Origin of the sequence: Anaerovibrio slackiae (assembly GCF_009695585.1) — a bacterium.
Lineage (GTDB): Bacteria > Bacillota > Negativicutes > Selenomonadales > Selenomonadaceae > Anaerovibrio > Anaerovibrio slackiae.
In genome coordinates this window covers 1-17,660 of the sequence record NZ_VUNR01000011.1, presented here as the reverse complement: position 1 = coordinate 17,660, position 17,660 = coordinate 1, and the positions used below count along the sequence as shown (strand labels likewise).

Annotated in this window: 13 protein-coding genes; 3 read left to right on the top strand and 10 right to left on the bottom strand. The window is 51.3% G+C overall.

Translation table 11 applies throughout. The annotated features are described in order from the left end of the window. The first annotated feature begins 65 nt into the window (after nucleotides 1-65). The gene (locus FYJ84_RS06860) at nucleotides 66-1,187 is read left to right on the top strand and encodes a DUF871 domain-containing protein (protein ID WP_154406856.1); all 1,122 of its coding nucleotides are present in this window, start codon (nucleotides 66-68) and stop codon (nucleotides 1,185-1,187) included. Nucleotides 1,188-1,318: 131 nt separating this feature from the next. On the opposite strand, the gene phnD is transcribed toward FYJ84_RS06860, so the two are convergent. From phnD to lepA, 5 genes are all read right to left on the bottom strand, one after another. Then, nucleotides 1,319-3,280, bottom strand: a complete 1,962-nt coding sequence (gene phnD, locus FYJ84_RS06855; protein WP_154406855.1) for a phosphate/phosphite/phosphonate ABC transporter substrate-binding protein — start codon at nucleotides 3,278-3,280, stop codon at nucleotides 1,319-1,321. A gap of 43 nt (nucleotides 3,281-3,323) precedes the next feature. Further along, nucleotides 3,324-4,526, bottom strand: a complete 1,203-nt coding sequence (locus FYJ84_RS06850) for a DUF445 domain-containing protein (RefSeq protein ID WP_154406854.1) — start codon at nucleotides 4,524-4,526, stop codon at nucleotides 3,324-3,326. Continuing rightward, complete coding sequence (locus tag FYJ84_RS06845) at nucleotides 4,523-5,749, bottom strand: DUF445 domain-containing protein (protein ID WP_154406853.1); 1,227 nt, start codon at nucleotides 5,747-5,749, stop codon at nucleotides 4,523-4,525. The genes FYJ84_RS06850 and FYJ84_RS06845 overlap by 4 nt, the downstream gene beginning before the upstream one ends. A gap of 12 nt (nucleotides 5,750-5,761) precedes the next feature. Further along, complete coding sequence (locus tag FYJ84_RS06840) at nucleotides 5,762-10,006, bottom strand: acyl-CoA dehydratase activase-related protein (RefSeq protein ID WP_154406852.1); 4,245 nt, start codon at nucleotides 10,004-10,006, stop codon at nucleotides 5,762-5,764. 232 nt (nucleotides 10,007-10,238) lie between these two features. Next, the gene (lepA, locus tag FYJ84_RS06835) at nucleotides 10,239-12,035 is read right to left on the bottom strand and encodes a translation elongation factor 4 (protein ID WP_154406916.1); all 1,797 of its coding nucleotides are present in this window, start codon (nucleotides 12,033-12,035) and stop codon (nucleotides 10,239-10,241) included. 239 nt (nucleotides 12,036-12,274) lie between these two features. Between lepA and rpsT the strand changes: the two genes are divergently transcribed. Continuing rightward, nucleotides 12,275-12,541, top strand: coding sequence for a 30S ribosomal protein S20 (rpsT, locus tag FYJ84_RS06830; protein ID WP_154406851.1), 267 nt, complete (start codon nucleotides 12,275-12,277; stop codon nucleotides 12,539-12,541). A gap of 201 nt (nucleotides 12,542-12,742) precedes the next feature. Further along, entirely contained in the window at nucleotides 12,743-13,975 is a 1,233-nt protein-coding gene (locus tag FYJ84_RS06825; protein ID WP_154406850.1) for an NAD(P)-dependent oxidoreductase, read from the top strand. Between the two features lie 137 nt (nucleotides 13,976-14,112). Here FYJ84_RS06825 and FYJ84_RS06820 read toward each other — a convergent pair whose 3' ends face one another. The 5 genes from FYJ84_RS06820 to FYJ84_RS06800 all read right to left on the bottom strand — a co-directional run bounded on the left by FYJ84_RS06820 (nucleotide 14,113) and on the right by FYJ84_RS06800 (nucleotide 17,534). Next, nucleotides 14,113-14,823, bottom strand: a complete 711-nt coding sequence (locus tag FYJ84_RS06820; RefSeq protein ID WP_154406849.1) for a hypothetical protein — start codon at nucleotides 14,821-14,823, stop codon at nucleotides 14,113-14,115. Further along, the gene (locus FYJ84_RS06815; protein WP_154406848.1) at nucleotides 14,811-15,212 is read right to left on the bottom strand and encodes an HI0074 family nucleotidyltransferase substrate-binding subunit; all 402 of its coding nucleotides are present in this window, start codon (nucleotides 15,210-15,212) and stop codon (nucleotides 14,811-14,813) included. The genes FYJ84_RS06820 and FYJ84_RS06815 overlap by 13 nt, the downstream gene beginning before the upstream one ends. Further along, nucleotides 15,200-15,487, bottom strand: coding sequence for a nucleotidyltransferase family protein (locus tag FYJ84_RS06810; RefSeq protein WP_154406847.1), 288 nt, complete (start codon nucleotides 15,485-15,487; stop codon nucleotides 15,200-15,202). The genes FYJ84_RS06815 and FYJ84_RS06810 overlap by 13 nt, the downstream gene beginning before the upstream one ends. Before the next feature lie 205 nt (nucleotides 15,488-15,692). Beyond that, on the bottom strand, nucleotides 15,693-16,925 hold the full coding sequence (locus tag FYJ84_RS06805; protein ID WP_154406846.1) for an NAD(P)-dependent malic enzyme: 1,233 nt from the start codon (nucleotides 16,923-16,925) through the stop codon (nucleotides 15,693-15,695). Between the two features lie 390 nt (nucleotides 16,926-17,315). Beyond that, on the bottom strand, nucleotides 17,316-17,534 hold the full coding sequence (locus FYJ84_RS06800; protein ID WP_154406845.1) for a nuclease: 219 nt from the start codon (nucleotides 17,532-17,534) through the stop codon (nucleotides 17,316-17,318). Nucleotides 17,535-17,660 lie beyond the last annotated feature (126 nt).

Here is a 17,660-nt window from a genome sequence, read left to right as displayed (position 1 = left end):
GCATCATAATGTATTGAATATGTATACTATCATATTATACTGTCCATAATAGGAGCTGGAAAATCATGAAAAAAGGCATCTCAATCTATCCCGGCCTGGATAATACACCGGAAGAAAATATTGCCCTCATCCAGTCTGCCGCCCGGCTGGGCATAACCAGAATTTTTACCTCCCTGCAAATCCCGGAGACCAGCAAGGAATCCTTTGCCAGGCAGCTGCAGGAGCTTTTGCAGCTGGCAGATAAGCTGGACATGGATGTCATCTCGGACATTTCCCCCGCCAGCCTGGAGCTTCTTGGCATAGAGGAATTCTCCCTGCCCCGGCTTTATCAGAAGGGACTGCGCACCTTGCGGCTGGATGATGGCTTTACGGCTGCACAGATTGCAAAGCTCAGCCAAAACGGCATGGGCATCAGCTTGCAGCTCAACGCCTCTGTTTTAAACGAAGGCACCCTTGAGAAATTGCAGCAGCAGGGCTGCTGCCTGGACAGGCTGGAAGCCCTCCACAACTTTTTTCCCCGGGAAAACACAGGGCTTTCCGAAGCTTTCACCCTGACAAAGACACATCTCCTGCAATGCCATGGCATAAAGACAGGTGCCTTTGTGCCAAGCTTTGCCCGCCCCCGCAGCCCCTTGAAGGCAGGACTTCCTACCCTGGAGCTGCACCGGGAAACCAGCTTCAGCTTTGCCATCCGTCACCTGGCGGCCATGGGCATGGACTGCATCTTCATCGCTGACTCCCTGCCAGCGGAGCAGGAGCTTTCCGCACTGGCAGAACTTGATGGCTCATCCATTGCATTACAACCTGAATGGCTGCCTGAGCTAACTCCTTTAGAAAAGGAACTGTGCAGCAATGTCTTCACTGCCCGCCCGGATGAGGCACGGGATGTACTGCGCACCGTGGAAAGCCGCCACCTGACCGCCGAGCTGCTAAAAAAGCAGCAAAACGCAGCAGGTCAGCCAGCCAGTACTGCTGCTATTGCGCCCCGGCAGAAACCAGCCCTGCCACGGCCTGCCGGAACCATCACCCTTGACAATCAGCTATACCAGCGTTATCAGGGTGAGCTGCAGATTACCAAAACAGACCTGCCCCCTGACCGGCGCATCAACGTGCTGGGACATCTCCCGCCCCTTGAGCAAAGGCTGCTAAAATACATCACCCCCGGCAAAAAATTCCGCTTCATTTAAAAATTAAAAGCATTCAGCAGCAAAATCAAATCCATAGCAAGCAAAAAAGAGACTGCCCCAGGCCAGGGACAATCTCTTTTTATTTTTATATAACGTGAAAACTTCACTGCCTGCCATGGCAGAGCCATATATCAGGTCAGGGACAATGCCTTTCTTACCACGTCATAGTTGGCATCATCTGACTCCACAAAGCCATTGATCTTGGCTGCCTGCATGGCCTGGCCGCCGGCACCTACACCCTCCCGGATGTTCTCAAAGGCCTTGGTCAGAAGCTGGGCAACCTCATCCGGCACGCCCGGTGCGACAGCAATAACATCCTTCGGTATAGGCTCCGTCCGGAAGATAATTTCCAGATTGTCAGCTGCCTTTGCTCCTGCTGCCTCAAAGGCATCAGAATAAGTGGCACCTGCCTGCACCTCGCCGCTGAGCACCGCATCAATCACCTTGTTGTGGCTGCCCATAAAGCTGGTGGAGGAAAAATATGTCTCAGGGTTCTTGCCGTTTTCCAGAAGCGCTGCCTTCGGATATACATAGCCGGAAGCTGACTTCTTGTCCACAAAGGCAAAGCTCCTGCCGGCCAAATCATCCAGTGACTTAATGCCACTGCCCTTCTTGGCAATGATATAGCCGGTATAGGAGGTAGCATTGTTCATCTTTGGCGTTACCAGCGGCTTGATGTTCAGCTGATTCCTGGTGGATACGTAGGCAGCCGGTGAGAACCAGCCAATATCTGCCGTGCCATTTTTCAAAGCCGTTCCAAGGGCATCATAGTCGTTTACGATAATGGTCCTGGCCCGGTAACCAATCTGCTTGCCCACCTCTATCAGGATAGGCATATAATCCTGCCGGATTTTCTCCGGGGCAGTAAACGGATTGATAGCAAAAATCAGCTCATTCGGCTTCTTGAATACCACAGCAGATTCCTGCAACCGTTCTGCCACCACCAAAAGGGACTGGGCATACTCATGAATAGCCTCCATGTTATTCATCTGATGCCCCACGCTGTCATTGGTCTCACGGGTATGAGCCGCAATATCCACAGTAGCCTGGCCGATGGTCTCAATAACCTTCGCCATCTCATCCGTAGTATCACGCTGCTTGCTGGACATGCTGCTGAGATTGTCCACCACATTCTCAATAGTATGGATATTGCTTACCATCTCGGACATGGCCGCAGCAGACTCATCCGCCATGGTCTCCACGGACAAAAGACTGGTGCTGCCCTCCTGCATCCGCTTGGTCACACCGGCAGTAGTGCCCGTAATCTCGTTGACAATCTCCTCTATTTCCTTGGTAGTCTCCTCACTCTCTGCCGCCAGCTTGCGCACTTCCTCCGCTACCACGGCAAATCCCTTGCCATGCTCCCCGGCACGGGCAGCCTCAATGGCGGCATTCAGTGCCAAAAGGTTGGTCTGGCTGGCAATGCCACGGATTTTCTCAACGAAATTGGCAATCTTCTCAGAGGCATTGTTCAGCTCATTGATTTCAACCACAGCCTTCTGAACCACGCCGCCCACGTTCTTGATGGCACGGCTGACCTCGTTAATCTCCCTCTGGTACTTCTCCACCAGATTGGTGGAGGACTGGCACTGGGCCAGGCTGGACTGGGCTGTTTCGGATATATCGCTGGCTGCCGTAGCAATCTCCATGACCCCTGCCGATGCTTCCTCCAGGCTGCTGGCATTGCCCTCGGACTGGGCACTGATATTGTTGGCCAGCTCCCCCAGCTTGTTCAGGGCAGTCTGAAACTGGCCGATGCCCCATACCAGCTGCTGGGAGGCAAAGGCCATCTCCTCGGAAAGCCCCAGCATATCCACCTTCAGCTCAGGCACGGAAACGCCCCCGGATGCTGCCGGTGATGCGGCTTTTTCCACCGCCGTGCTCTTTGCTGCCGGTTTCAGCACAGGCTGCATGGACGGCATCGGCTCATCCTCCGCCACGACCTTGCTGATGCCAATACTCCCCAGCACACCTGCCACTACAATCGCCAAAACTGCACCGCCAAACACCCCGATGCCGGATGCAGCCACCCCACCGGCAATACAGCCTATTGCCGTGCAGAGCACATGACACAAAATTAATTTCCCTTTCATTTTTGATACCCCCGCCTTTTCTTACCTTTTACCTTGTAAAACTTTAAATAAATTGCATTACTGCAAATATCACAAGGCCGATAGCCGCTCCCACTATGGAACCATTCATGCGTATCCACAGCAAATCAGGCTCCGCCTTGTCATAGACCAAACGATTAATCTGCTCATCCGTCATGGTGCCCAGCACATCCCCGGCAATACTGCCCAGCATCTCCTGAGCCTGCATGACACCACGGGCTGCCAGCTGGTAACAGATACCGCTGACCTCCCTTTGCAGTGAGCTATTTTCCCGAAGCATCCCATATACCACCTGCACAATGCTCCCGGCCAGCTCCTGCAACTGACCATCTAATATATCTCTTTCATCAGTTGCATTGAACAAATATTCATTTAAATTTAACCTTTGTACAGAATTCAACACAGCATGGTCTAATTCCTGCCTGGCTGCAAAATTTTTTTGTAAAAAACAGGAAATTTTTTCTGCCATGGCCTGAAGCTGTTCCGCTTCCTCAGACTCCTCCTGCTGCACCCTTTCCAGGAACAGGATGCACCTGTCCTTGATCAAGCCGGCAGCTTCCTCTGTATTCAGCACATTCACGGACTGGGCAAAGCCAGCCATCATCATGGCCATAGGCCCCTGCAGCTTGGAGCTGATGTATCCATCAAGGCCTGCCTCTATTTTTGCCGAAAATTCCGGCTGTCTGGCCACGGTCTCCAGCTCCTTCGCCCCATACAGAAGGAAGCTCCTTATCCTCTCCGGTGTCATGCTGCCTGCTGCCAAATCCCCCAGCCTGGCAGCAAGCACGCCTGACAAGCTAGTGCCATCCTGCGCCTCCAGCCAGTTCCTGCCCCGGTCAGCCAGCCATTTCGCCACCAGCAGCCTGCTCTCCGGCCTTTCCAGCCAGCCCAGGAGCTTGCCGGCAAAATCTATCCTCTTTACCTTGGCTACCAAAGCTTTCTTGCCAAAAAACTCCCTCTGCAACATCCTGCCTGTTGCCTCAATAAAGGACTGCCGCCTGCGAGGCAAAATTGCCGTATGCCAGGGAAAGCCAAGAGGCTTCTCGAAAAGTGCCGTTACCGCAAACCAATCGGCAATACCCCCCACCAGTGCCGCCTCGGCACAGAACAAAAAACCTGCGGCAAACGTATTGCCCGGATACTGCACCTGCAGGCAAAGGGCAAACAGAAAAATAACCGCTGCTGCCAGAAGCGTCCTGTCAGCCTTGTTCCAATTCTGCCATATCATACTCCCAACACCTGCCCTGCTGCATATATTACGGCATAAAGTGCCATACCTGCTATCGCTCCCACCACTGAGCCGTTAATGCGTATCATTTGCAGGTCATCTGCCACCTTTTCCTCCGTAAACTCAACCAGCTCCTTGTCAGATAGCCTGCTGAGCCGTTCCTCTATCATGCCCGCAATTACATCGTGGTGCCCCTGAAGCTCTGACTCCAGCCAGTCCTTAAGCATGGCATCAGCCCTCTGCTGCATCTGGCTGTTTTCAATAAACTGCTTCATGGCAGACTCTGCCATGCCATGCAGCCAGCCTGCCAGCCTGTCACCTGCCAAAAGCTCCGCCAGCACCTGCTCCAGCATACCTGCCAGCTTTTCCTGCGCCTGCAAGTCCTCCAGCACATTCATCAGCCCGTCAACTACAGCAGGCGTTTCTGCCAGCTCACTGAGCCGGTCCCCCAGCCAGGCTGCCGCCCTTTCCTCCGCTGCCGGATTTTCCGCCAGCTCCTTCAAAAAGCCTCTGCCCTTTTCCAGCAGCATGTCCGCAATCCGCTCACCGGTCATGCCCATCAGCCCGATAAGAAACGACCTGCCGCCGGATGCATCGCCATACTCCGTCAGCACATCATCTGCATAGCGTACCAAAAGCTGCCGCAGCTCCTCATCTTCAAGAAGCTCCTCTGCCGAGGCTGCCAAAAGGTGCAGGATATGACCTGCACTTTCCTGCCTTGACAGGCCTGCTAAAAAATCGGCTGCCAGCCTGTCCAGCTGCACCCTGCCCAGCATATCCCCCAGCCCCGGTGCCAGCTCCCTGGCCAGCACCTTGGGGCTGAGCCCCTGCTGAAGCTGCAGCGCCATCCTGTCCACCGCAGGCAGCAGCATGGCTTCGCCATTCTTAACCAGGAATTCCTTCATAAATACTGCCGTGTCCTGCTGGCGGACAAACTTCATCACATTATCCGCTCCCAGCAGGTCATTGCCGGCAAAATCCACCACTGCCTGCATGATGCGCTGGCGGTTCCTGATAATAATCTCCGTGCGGTAGGAAATGCCCAAGGGCTTCCTGAACAGAGCGGTTACAGCAAACCAGTCAGCCATGCCGCCGATGGTGGCAGCCAGAAAGCCGTTGTGGAGCATGCCGCCCCAGAAGCCTGCCTTAGCCAGCCCTGCGGTGCCCGCCGCCCCTGCCACGCTGATGGCAAGGGCAATCGTCGCCTTATATTTTTTCTTCATAATGCTCGTCCATCACGCTTTCTTCTGTCCCCGGCCGGCAGAATGCAGCTGGGGATTTTTCTCCTTGGCCACTGACAGCATAAGCTTGATGCGATTCAGCTGATTCACCTCGCTGGCACCGGCATCGCAGTCAATGGCCAGGATATTTGCTTCCTTGTAGTGGTTGCGCAGGCTATGGATAACCCCCTTGCCGGTGATATGGTTCGGCAGGCAGCCAAAAGGCTGCAGGCACACCACATTTGGTACCCCGTGCCTGATGAGCTTCACCATCTCGCCGGTAAGGAACCAGCCCTCGCCAGCCATATTGCCCAAAGAAACGTGCTCCTTTGCCAGCCTTGCAATCTCCCCGATGGTATGCGGCGGCAGATACCGCTTGCTATGCTTCATGGCACTGCGCACCGGACGGCGGTAGAACTCCATGAGATGAATGAACATCTGCGCCATGAGCTTGCTCTTGAGGCTGCCGTCCAAAAGCTCCCTCTTTACCACAGCATCATAGGCACTGTACATGAAGAAGTCCACGAAATCAGGCATTACCACCTCGGCACCTTCCTCAAAAAGCACCCTTTCAATATGATTATTCGCCACAGGATGGTACTTGGCAAGGATTTCACCTACGATACCCACCTTTGGCTTCCACAGGTTTTCGTCAATAGGAATAGCTTCAAAATCCCGCACCATGGCGTGGATATTATTGGCAAACCGCTTGTAGCCGCTCTTTTCCCTGGAAAGCTCCTCCTTGCATTTTGCCATCCACTTGTCATAGACAGCCTGGGTTTCTCCCTTGTTCAGCTCATAAGGCATGGTGCGGTTCTTAACATTCATCAGCACATCGCCATAAACCGCTGCCTTGATTGCCTCAGTAAGGCTGTCCCTGTCCAGCTTGAAGGCATCTGTCTCCAAGCCCCAGACTGCAAAAACAGGAATCTGAGGATAACCTGCATCCTTCAATGCCATGCGCAGCACATTCATATAGTTGGTGGCACGGCAGGCACCGCAGGTCTGGAACAGCATAATAGATGTGTTGTCCGGATCGCAGATACCGCTCTGAATGGCATTAATCAGCTGCCCGATAACCACGATGGCAGGGTAGCACATATCGTTGTGGACATATTTCAGTCCCACATCCACCGCAGACCGCGGCATCGGCGGTACAATTACGTTATAGCCGAATTTTTTCAGCACCGGCCCGAACAGCTCGAAGTGAATCGGTGCCATCTGGGGTGCCAGGATGGTGTGCCTGTGCTTGCATTCCTCAGTAAAATGAGGACGCTCCGCAATCTCCAATGCCTGGAACTTCACCGGCCTGCGCCTTGCCAGTGCCGCCATCAAGGAACGCAGGCGGATGCGTGCCGCCCCCAGATTGCTCACATCGTCCAGCTTAATCATGGTATAAATCCGTTCATGGTCCTCAAGAATGGACTTCACCTGCCCCGTAGTGATGGCATCCAGGCCGCAGCCGAAGGAGCTGAACTGAATCATGGTCACATTAGCATGCTCCGCCACATAATGAGCCGCATGGTAAAGCCGTGCATGATAGCTCCACTGATTTACAATCTTCAATGGCTCAGACTGCACAGGCATATGGTATACCGCATCCTCGGAAATAATCGGCAAGTCGTAGGACTGAATCATCTCCGGGATGCCGTGATTGATTTCCGGGTCCATGTGATAAGGGCGACCAGCCAGCAAAATCACATGCCTGCCATCCCTCTCTGCCTCCTGCAAAATCTCCTGCCCCTTCCGGCGCACCTCCTGACGGTAGGCCTCCAGCTCGGCATAGGCTGCCTCGCAGGCAGACTTAATCTCAGATTTGCTGATGCCCTCACGGCCACCCAGCTCCTGGCAGAGCCTCTTTACCATGTGCTTCGGGCTGTGAATCGGCAGGAAAGGCTGAATGAAATCAACATTATTTTCCTGCAAAATATCCATATTGCCCCGGATATTTTCTGCATAGGAAGCCACTACAGGGCAGTTGAAATGATTATCTGACTTGTTTTCCTCGTCCTCCATATTGTAGGGCAGGCAAGGATAGAAAATCTTTTTCAGTCCCTTTTCCACCAAATCCATAATATGGCCGTGAGCCAGCTTGGCAGGATAGCAGAGGGAGTCGGATGGCACAGTGTCCATGCCCTTGTAATACATGTGGGCGGAGGACTCACCGGACAGCACCACCTCATAGCCCAGCCTGGTCAAAAGGGTGAACCAGAATGGATAATCCTCGTACATGTTAAGCACCCGGGGAATACCGATTTTGCCCCGTGGCGCAGCCTGCAAAGGCTGATAATAGTTAAACAGCCTGTCATATTTGAAGCGGTAGATATTCTGCACCTTTGCCGCCTGCTTTTCCTTGCCTGCACCCCGCTCGCAGCGGTTGCCGGTAAAATAGCGTCCCCCGTCAGGGAAATTCTGTACCGTTACCAGGCAGGCATTGCCGCAGCCATGGCAGCGGAAGGATTTTGTCTTGACGGAAAAGCTTTCCAGCTGCTCCGGTGGCAAAAGCTCAGACCTGATGCCGCCGGACTCCAATGCCAGGATAGCCGCACCATAAGCCCCCATCAGCCCTGCAATATCAGGACGGATGACATGCTTGCCCAAAAGCAGCTCCATGGAGCGCAGCACCGCATCGTTGTAGAAGGTTCCCCCCTGCACCACGATATGGTCACCCAGGGTGCTCACATCCTTCAGCTGCATTACCTTGAACAGGGCGTTCTTGATAACAGACAGGGCAATACCGGCAGAGATGTCGCCAACCTCCGCCCCATCCTTCTGAGCCTGCTTTACCTTGGAATTCATGAACACCGTGCAACGGGTGCCCAGGTCTACCGGTGCCTTGGACTCCAGTGCCTTGGCAGCGAATTCCCCGGCAGTCAGCTTCAGGCTCTGGGCAAAATTCTCAATAAAGGAGCCGCAGCCTGCCGAGCATGCCTCGTTCAGGATAATGCTGCCGATGCTGCCCTTGTGAACATAAAAGCACTTCATGTCCTGGCCGCCAATGTCCAGCACAAAGGACACTTCTGGGCAGAATTCCTGTGCCGCCCGAAGATGGGCAAAGGTCTCCACCTCGCCATCATCAGCATGAAGGGCGGCCTTGACTATCGCCTCTCCATAGCCGGTGGTAAAGGTGGAAGCGATATAGGTGTCCTTGTTCATGGCACCGTACAGCTCCCTCAGTTCCCTGACTACCGTCTGCAAGGGAGAGCCCTGATTGCTTCCATAAGAAGTATACAAAAGCTCCTTGTTCCTGCCGATAACAGCCAGCTTGGTGGTAGTTGAGCCTGCATCTATGCCCAGATACACAGGCCCCTTGTAGGTGCTCAGGTCAGCACGGGGAACCCTGTCCCTGTCGTGCCGCGCCTTAAACTCCTCATAATCAGCAGGCTTTTCAAACAGCACAAAATCTGCCTGCCGTTCCTCGGCAGCCATAACCTGTTCCGTCTTTGCCACGCTTTCATTAACCTGCTCCATGGTGACAGGCCGGGCTTCCTCAGAAATCGCCGCCCCTACTGCCACAAAGTAGTTGCCGTCCTCTACATCTACAATATGTTCCGGTGTCAGCTTTAAAGTTTCAATAAAGCGTTTTTTCAGCTCCGGCAGGAAATGCAGAGGACCGCCCAAAAATGCCACATTGCCATCAATAGGCCTTCCCTGTGCCAGATTGCCAATGGTCTGATTCACCACTGCCTGAAAAATAGACAGGGCAATATCAGCCTTTTCCGCACCATCATTCATCAACGCCTGAATATCCGTCTTGGCAAAAACGCCGCAGCGGGAAGCTATAGTATAAATCTGCCTGCCCTTCTCCGCCAAAGCATTCAGGCCCGGCGCATCAGTTGAGAGCAGGGATGCCATCTGGTCAATAAAGGAGCCGGTTCCTCCAGCGCATACGCCGTTCATCCTCTGCTCCGGAGCCTCACCAAAATATGTCACCTTGGCGTCTTCGCCTCCCAGCTCCACTACTGTATCCGTATGGGGAATGAGCTCCTTTACGGCAGCAGCGCAAGCAATTACCTCCTGCACGAAAGGCAGCCCGATACGCTCGGCAATGCCCATTCCCGCAGAACCTGTCAGGGCCAGAGAGAATTTCTTTCCCTCCACCACATGGCCCAAAGCCGCCAAATTCTCTTTGAGTACAGCGTTGATCTCAGAAAAATGCCGTGCATATTTCTTGTAGACCAACTTTCTTTCCTTGTTTAGAACTACGACTTTAATCGTGGTTGAACCGACATCGATTCCTACACGCAAAAGCGAATTCATTTTGTCACCACCTGAAAAAACTATAAAACGCCGTGCCGCTACAGATGGCGAAACCGCCCTTCCGTGCCGCACTGCACAATTAAAGATAAATATCCTTATATATTATACCAAAATCAACGAAAAAACACAAAAAGAGACCGTTGCAAAATTGCATTTTTTACAACGGCCTTCCTTCATTCAGCTGCCATATAGCTGTTATATAGAATTCAGCAAATGGTTATGCATTTTCCCATCAGTCAATCTTGAGAATAGCCATAAATGCTTCCTGAGGCACTTCCACCCGGCCTACGGACTTCATGCGCTTCTTGCCTTCCTTCTGCTTTTCCAAAAGCTTTCTCTTTCGGGAAATATCGCCGCCGTAGCATTTTGCCAGCACATCCTTGCGCATGGCGCGGACATTTTCCCGGGCAATAATCTTGTTGCCGATAGCCGCCTGAATCGGGATTTCAAACATCTGCTGAGGAATGATTTCCTTCAGCTTGGCAGCCAGCTGCCTGCCCCGGGCCGCCGCGCTGTCAGTATGCACAATGGTGGAAAGGGCATCCACCGGCTCCCCGTTCAGGAGAATGTCCAGCTTCACCAGCTTGGCCTGCTGATAGTCTGCCAGCTCATAGTCCAGGGAGGCATAGCCCCGGGTGGAGGACTTCAGCTTATCAAAATAATCATAGATAATCTCGCTCAGAGGAATGTGGTACACAATCATGACGCGGTTCACATCCAGGTAATCCATGCCCTTGAACTCTCCCCGCTTGTTCTGGGAAATTTCCATGACAGCCCCTACGAAATCGTTTGGCACGATAACCGTTGCCTTTACATAAGGCTCTTCAATGTACTGTATGGTAGTCGGGTCCGGCAGGTCGGAAGGGTTATCCACCGCAATCATCTCACCGTCAGTCTTGTGCACATGGTAAATAACGCTTGGCGCCGTAGTAATCAGCTTCAGGTTGTACTCACGCTCCAGACGCTCCTGAATAACATCCATGTGCAGAAGCCCCAAGAAGCCACAGCGATAACCAAAGCCCAAGGCAATAGAAGTCTCCGGCTCAAACACTAATGCCGCATCATTGAGCTGCAGCTTTTCCAAGGCATCCTTCAGATTGTCATAATCCGCACTGTCCACAGGATACAGGCCGCAGTACACCATCGGCGTTACGCCGCGGTAGCCAGGCAACGGCTCCGGTGCAGGCTTCAGGGCACTGGTGATGGTATCGCCCACCCGCACATCAGCCACCTGCTTCAAGGAACCTGCCACATAGCCTACAGCCCCCGGTCCCAGGGACTGCAGCTCCATCAGAGCCGGGCGGAAGCAGCCCAGCTCCGTCACCTCAAAGGTCTTGCCGGTGGCCATAAGCTTCAGCTGGCTGCCCTTTTTGATTTCCCCGTCCATAACGCGGATATGGGCGATAGCCCCCTTGTAGGCATCGAAATAGGAGTCAAAAATCAGCGCCTGCAACGGCTTTGCCCTGTCACCTGCCGGTGCCGGAATCCTCTCCACGATGGCATCAAGAATTTCCTCAATGCCCTGTCCCGTCTTGGCAGAGGCAAGGATGGCGTCAGAGGCATCCAGCCCGATTACATCCTCAATCTCCTGCTTTACCCTGTCAGGGTCCGCACTAGGCAGGTCAATCTTGTTGATGACAGGGATAATCTCCAAATCATGCTCCAAAGCCATATACACATTGGCCAGGGTCTGCGCCTCTACCCCCTGGGCCGCATCCACAATCAGAAGGGCACCCTCGCAGGCAGCCAGGCTCCTGGAAACCTCATAGGTAAAGTCCACATGGCCCGGGGTATCAATCAGGTTCAGGCAGTACATCTCCCCGTCCTTGCCCCTGTAATCAAGGCGTACAGTCTGCGCCTTGATGGTGATGCCCCGCTCACGCTCCAGGTCCATGTTGTCCAGCACCTGTGCCGACATTTCACGCTTGGACAGGGTACCTGTGTATTCAATCAGCCTGTCGGCAATAGTTGACTTGCCGTGGTCTATATGGGCGATAATAGAAAAATTGCGAATTTTCTTAGTATCCATCTTGTTGTCCATTCATTTCTTCCTCTCAAGCTTACATACATATTCACACTATTATAACATGCCAGCCGTTTTTCCTGCAATATCCCCAAAACCGCCCCCATATTTCCCGGCTGTCCCTGCAATATGCCTTTCATTCATTAGCCAAATAGCAAATACCCGTTATAGTGAAAAAAAAGTTGCATTTTTTGCGGCTTCATGCTAAAATAGGCAGGTACTGAAATTTCAAGGGGGTGAATTAATTGCCAAATATTAAATCTTCTATTTTGAGTGTAAAGACTGATGCAAAGCGCCATGCAAAGAATCTGGCTGAGAAGTCCCGTGTTCGCACTGCTTCCCGCAAGGTATTGGACGCTGTTGAGGCTGGCAACGCTGATGAAGCAAAAGCCCTCCTTACTGTCGCTTGCAAGACTATCGATCAGGCTGCTGCAAACCATGTATATCACAAGAATGCTGCAAACCGCAAGAAGTCTCGTTTAGCTCGCAAAGTAAATGCTTTGGCTAAATAATTTGCATGAGAAATAAAGGCTCGTTCTCGTTAGAGAACGGGCCTTATTACATTTCAAAAAGCCATGTTTATTGAAATTGAAATTTTTTATTTTTGCTATTAATTATATGCATTTTTTATTGACTATAGCACTCTCCATAAATATAATAAAAGAATGAGAAGTATCCAGCGTTATAAAGAAAGAAATAGGTGATAAAAAGACATGGCTGTTCACGTTATCAATGAAGCCCGCCGCTGCTTGCAGTGCAAAAAACCTCAGTGCCAGATTAATGGCTGTCCTGCCCACACCAACATCCCGGAAATGATACGCCTTTTTCTGGACGGAAAAATCAATCAGGCAGGTGCCATGCTGTTTGAAAATAACCCTATGAGCGTTATCTGTTCCCTGGTCTGCGACCATGAGGCCCAGTGCGAGGGCCACTGCATTCAAGGTATCAAGGGCTCCTCTGTGCAGATTTCCAGCATTGAGCAATACATCTCCGATGCTTATCTGGACAAGGTTGTCATGGAGCACGAACCTCCAAAGGGGCAGAATGTAGCCATTATCGGCTCCGGTCCTGCCGGCCTCACCGTGGCTGTCAAGCTGGCCCAGCGTGGCTACAATGTAACTATTTTTGAGCGCATGGAGCACCTAGGGGGCATGATGCGCTACGGCATACCTGACTTCCGCCTGCCTCAGAGCATCCTGAACCGCTACACCCAGAAGCTCAGGGAGCTGGGCATCCACATCCGCCCGAACACCACTATCGGCGGTGCGCTCAATCTGGACATCCTGTTCCGTGATGGCTATGATGCCATCTTCATCGGCTCCGGCGTATGGCGTCCGAGAGCACTGGGCGTAAAGGGCGAAAGCCTGGGCAACTGCCACTTTGCTGTTGACTACCTGCAAAACCCTGACTGCTACGACCTGGGCGAGCGTGTAGCCGTTATCGGCTCCGGCAACTCCGCCATGGATGTGGCCCGTACTGCCATCCGCAAGGGAAGCCGCTTCGTTACAGTCTATGCCCGCCGCAACAAGGTATCTGCCAGCGTGAAGGAGTTCGAATATTCCCAGGCGGACGGCGTAGTATTCGAGTTCGGCAAGTCCCCTGTAGAGATTACCCCGGATGGCCCGCTGATGGTAGACACCTCCTACGATGAGAACGGCAATCTGGTAACAGAGGGCGCAGAGCTTTGCCCGGCAGACAGCACCATCGTGGCAGTGAGCCAGGTGCCAAAGGACAAGATTGTCCGCACCACCACCGGCGTGGAAGTCAACGAGCGCGGCTTGATTGAGGTTGACGAAAACGGCCAGACCACCCGAGAGGGCGTATTCTCCGGCGGCGATGTAGTCATGGGGCCATTCAACGTAGTGCTGGCTGTAAAGGATGCCAAGCATGTGGCTGAGTCCATGGATGCTTATCTTCAGCAGAAAAAAGCGGCGGAAAACAGCTAAAATCTTGAAGCTTAAATCTACAACTAAAATTCACCCATAAATTTCCAGCAAATTTTATGGAGCAAAATAAAAAAGGTTTGCAGCACTGCTTTTACGGCAGCTTCTGCAAGCCTTTTGTGTTTTGTGATATTAAATTATTAGTCATCATCATGGCTATAATCATAGCCATAGTCATCGGCATATGTGCTGTAAGAATCCCGGTCATCAGCATCAGGCTCATAATCATCCCCATATGATCCGTCATCAGCAGATTCGTCAGGGAATTCATATTCATACTCATCCCCATACTGTTCAGCATCAGCATATTCATCAAAGAATTCATACTCGGAGCCATACTCATGCAGGGCTTCCTCATAATAATTCCACACGTCCTCATACTCCGCCCAGTATCTCTCCGCCACAGCATAGCCCATGAAGGCGCACCAGGCAGCAAATTCCGGCGAAGCCATGCTGCTTCCCCTGCTGAAATTCTTCTGCCCGTGCCAGTCACCTGCTGATACCTTCACCGTATCATGGCTGCTGCCATAACAGCCGCAGCCTGGGAAAAATCCGGCACAGCCGCCTATATTCATGCACCCTGCACATATAGGAAGCCTTCCTGCATACTGCCGTCTAATAGGCATGCTGGCAGGCTCACCGCCACACTGCACATCCTGCAAATTCTGCAAATGCTGTGTATTCCGGATATTCTGAGTATTAAGCATGTTCTTCGCGTTTGTTATATTTTTCGCATTTTCCCTATTAAGTTTATTCTGTTCCTGCTGCCTGTCCTGCTTTGCAGATTTTTCCTGCTGTTTGCCATTATTGCCTGTTATGGCTGCCCACAGCCTGCCCATTACCTCAAACATAATTCCTCCATAATACGTTCTAACCATGTATGCAAAAAAACAGCATAGTCACTTATTCTTCCAGCTAACACCTCGGCAAACGCTTCATCATAAGTATGAACAGTCAAATTTCTGTCATCAGACATCTGCAAGGCAAGCTTCACTTCCTGCTCATCAAGAATGCCAACCTCCCTGCAATCCCTGATTACACGCCTTGGCGAAGCCGAATCTATCCCATCATGAACACGCAAATAATCTTTAGCACACTTCCAAATCAACTCATAGGAAAACTCAAATCTCTGTATCAGGGCATCACGCTCTATCTCTGTATAATCCTTCTTGCAGGACAATTCCAGCAGCTTACCGATAGCCTTTTGCGCTAGTCCCACTCGCTGCATCAGTCTTTCCATACTATCCCTTCTTCCCTGATTTTTTTGCAAAGCGATTCCGCTGCAAAATTCATATCCACCACATCTACATTATACACAATACAGGAATTTTCCAATGCTTCACGAAATTCACCTATTAGGAATGACATATCCTCCCTTGACTCAATGGCAATATCCACATCTGAGCTACGCTTTGCTCCCCCCCTTGCCCATGAACCAAAAAGATATATGCGCACAGGCTGATTCTGCCAAAATTTCCGCGTGAACTCCTTTACCTCAAGAACATACTCATTCATCCGTCATAACTCCTACATATGGCCTTTCATTAGCAAAAAAGGAGCCAGACCGCTCCAACTCCCCCAGGTATATGCACACAAACACACAACCTATTTCAGTCAACAGTATACAACAAATCCGGCATATCTGCAATCAAAAAGCCCCAATACACTGCTCTATATCGGGGCTTTCAAGTATCTTTATAAAATGATGTACAACACCGGCTCAGGCACCCAGCATCTCCATGGTATGCTCAGCCACCAGCTCCGCCGTCATGCCATCCCTGGTAGCCACGCCAGTATCAATAGCAGCCTGTGCCACCGCAGCAGCCACCCTCGGGGCTACCCGCTTGTCAAACGGGCTGATAATAATATTATCTTCCCTGAGCTCATCATCAGGTATCAGGGATGCAATGGCAGTAGCTGCAGCAATCTTCATCTCGGTATTGATATCCGTAGCCCTAACATCCAAAGCACCACGGAAAATACCAGGAAAGGCCAGCAGATTATTCACCTGATTTGGGAAATCAGAGCGGCCGGTGCAGATAATACGGGCACCAGCTTTTTTAGCCAGCTCCGGCATAATTTCAGGCTCCGGATTCGCCATAGCCATAATGATGGCATCCCTGTTCATGGACTGCACCATTTCCTCAGTTACGCATTTTGCCACAGAAACACCGATAAATACATCGGCTCCCTTAATTACATCAGCCAGGGCACCGGCTTCCCTCCGCCTGTTGGTGATTCTGGCAATATCCTCCTTGTAAGGGTTCATGCCCTCGGCACGGCCCTCATAAATAGCCCCCTTGGTATCACAGAGAATGATATGCCTGGTTCCTACAGCCTGCAAGAGACGGGTAATAGCCATGCCAGCAGCACCGGCACCATTTACAACAACCTTGGCATCGCGGAACCGCTTGCCAATCAGCTTGAAGCCATTCATCAATGCAGATACAGCAACCACAGCAGTGCCATGCTGGTCATCATGGAAAACAGGTATATTCATGGTTTCCTTCAGGCGGTTCTCAATATCAAAGCACTCAGGTGCCTTGATATCCTCCAGGTTAATGCCGCCAAAGCCAGGCTCCAGCATCTCCACAGTATGACAAATATCATCCACATTGCGGGAGTTCAAGCAAAGAGGCACGGCATCCACACCGGCAAAACTCTTGAAAAGAACCGCTTTTCCCTCCATAACCGGCAGTCCGGCACCTGCTCCAATATTGCCCAGCCCCAGCACAGCAGTGCCATTGGTTACCACAGCCACCATATTGGATTTGGTAGTATAATCATAAATCTTGTTATAATCTTCCTTTATTTCCAAGCACGGTGCCGCAACACCAGGCGTATATGCCAAGGTCAAATCCTTGGAGGAACCCAGATCCACCTTGCTGACAATTTCCAGCTTACCCTGATTTTCCTTATGCAATTCCAACGCTGCCTTATCTACGTTACTCATACTTACCACACCTTTCCTGAATTCTATAATCCCTATATTTTTTCTGTATGAGCTATATGATTCATATCAAATATTGATACTTCATATATATTGGTTGCTATAATACTACACTTTTGTAATCTTGTCCAGCATTTTTTTGCAATTGTAAAATCTTTCAGTCAAATCCTCTATTTGTAGACATTTGTATAACAAATTGATTTTTAGGTGATTATCGTGTCTGTTTTGAAACAAATAAATTTATGTAAGCAAAATAGCGAAAATTATTATGCAAAATAACAAAGCGCACCAATCACAGGTACGCTTAACTTTTGTATTTAGCTATAAAAATTTTTCTAAAAATAATAATGCACATACATTATTGCATTATTAACACTTGTTGAAAAAACTCTATCAAGGCTTGCAGACACCGCAGGGCTGATACCCCTGGGCAATAGCCTCCTCACGGCTTTCTACCGGCACAAACTTTGCCGAATTTGGATGCTTGATAGTGCGGCAGCTTGCATAATGGAACTTGCCGCTCTGGGTATTCAGCAGATACCCGGAAGCATATGCCGCCCCCATGCCTGCCAGCATCAGCATAACAGTAAATACAATGACCAGTTTTTTCATGTTGAATTACTCCCTCCTAACGCCTAGGCGTTTGAGGAGGGAGATTCCCACTTCTACGAGAACAGCCTTCTGCCTTGGCAAAAGGACTTACACACTCTCCGTGGGCGTTAATTTCCGTAATTCCTA

What these genes read in the sequence shown, in the direction of transcription:
- phnD (WP_154406855.1), bottom strand. Translation starts at nt 3,280, where the DNA reads ATGAAAGGGAAATTAATTTTGTGTCATGTGCTCTGCACGGCAATAGGC.
- FYJ84_RS06860 (WP_154406856.1), top strand. Translation starts at nt 66, where the DNA reads ATGAAAAAAGGCATCTCAATCTATCCCGGCCTGGATAATACACCGGAA.
- FYJ84_RS06840 (WP_154406852.1), bottom strand. Translation starts at nt 10,006, where the DNA reads ATGAATTCGCTTTTGCGTGTAGGAATCGATGTCGGTTCAACCACGATT.
- FYJ84_RS06805 (WP_154406846.1), bottom strand. Translation starts at nt 16,925, where the DNA reads ATGAGTAACGTAGATAAGGCAGCGTTGGAATTGCATAAGGAAAATCAG.
- FYJ84_RS06845 (WP_154406853.1), bottom strand. Translation starts at nt 5,749, where the DNA reads ATGAAGAAAAAATATAAGGCGACGATTGCCCTTGCCATCAGCGTGGCA.
- FYJ84_RS06815 (WP_154406848.1), bottom strand. Translation starts at nt 15,212, where the DNA reads ATGGAAAGACTGATGCAGCGAGTGGGACTAGCGCAAAAGGCTATCGGT.
- FYJ84_RS06810 (WP_154406847.1), bottom strand. Translation starts at nt 15,487, where the DNA reads ATGAATGAGTATGTTCTTGAGGTAAAGGAGTTCACGCGGAAATTTTGG.
- FYJ84_RS06820 (WP_154406849.1), bottom strand. Translation starts at nt 14,823, where the DNA reads ATGTTTGAGGTAATGGGCAGGCTGTGGGCAGCCATAACAGGCAATAAT.
- FYJ84_RS06800 (WP_154406845.1), bottom strand. Translation starts at nt 17,534, where the DNA reads ATGAAAAAACTGGTCATTGTATTTACTGTTATGCTGATGCTGGCAGGC.
- lepA (WP_154406916.1), bottom strand. Translation starts at nt 12,035, where the DNA reads ATGGATACTAAGAAAATTCGCAATTTTTCTATTATCGCCCATATAGAC.
- FYJ84_RS06825 (WP_154406850.1), top strand. Translation starts at nt 12,743, where the DNA reads ATGGCTGTTCACGTTATCAATGAAGCCCGCCGCTGCTTGCAGTGCAAA.
- FYJ84_RS06850 (WP_154406854.1), bottom strand. Translation starts at nt 4,526, where the DNA reads ATGATATGGCAGAATTGGAACAAGGCTGACAGGACGCTTCTGGCAGCA.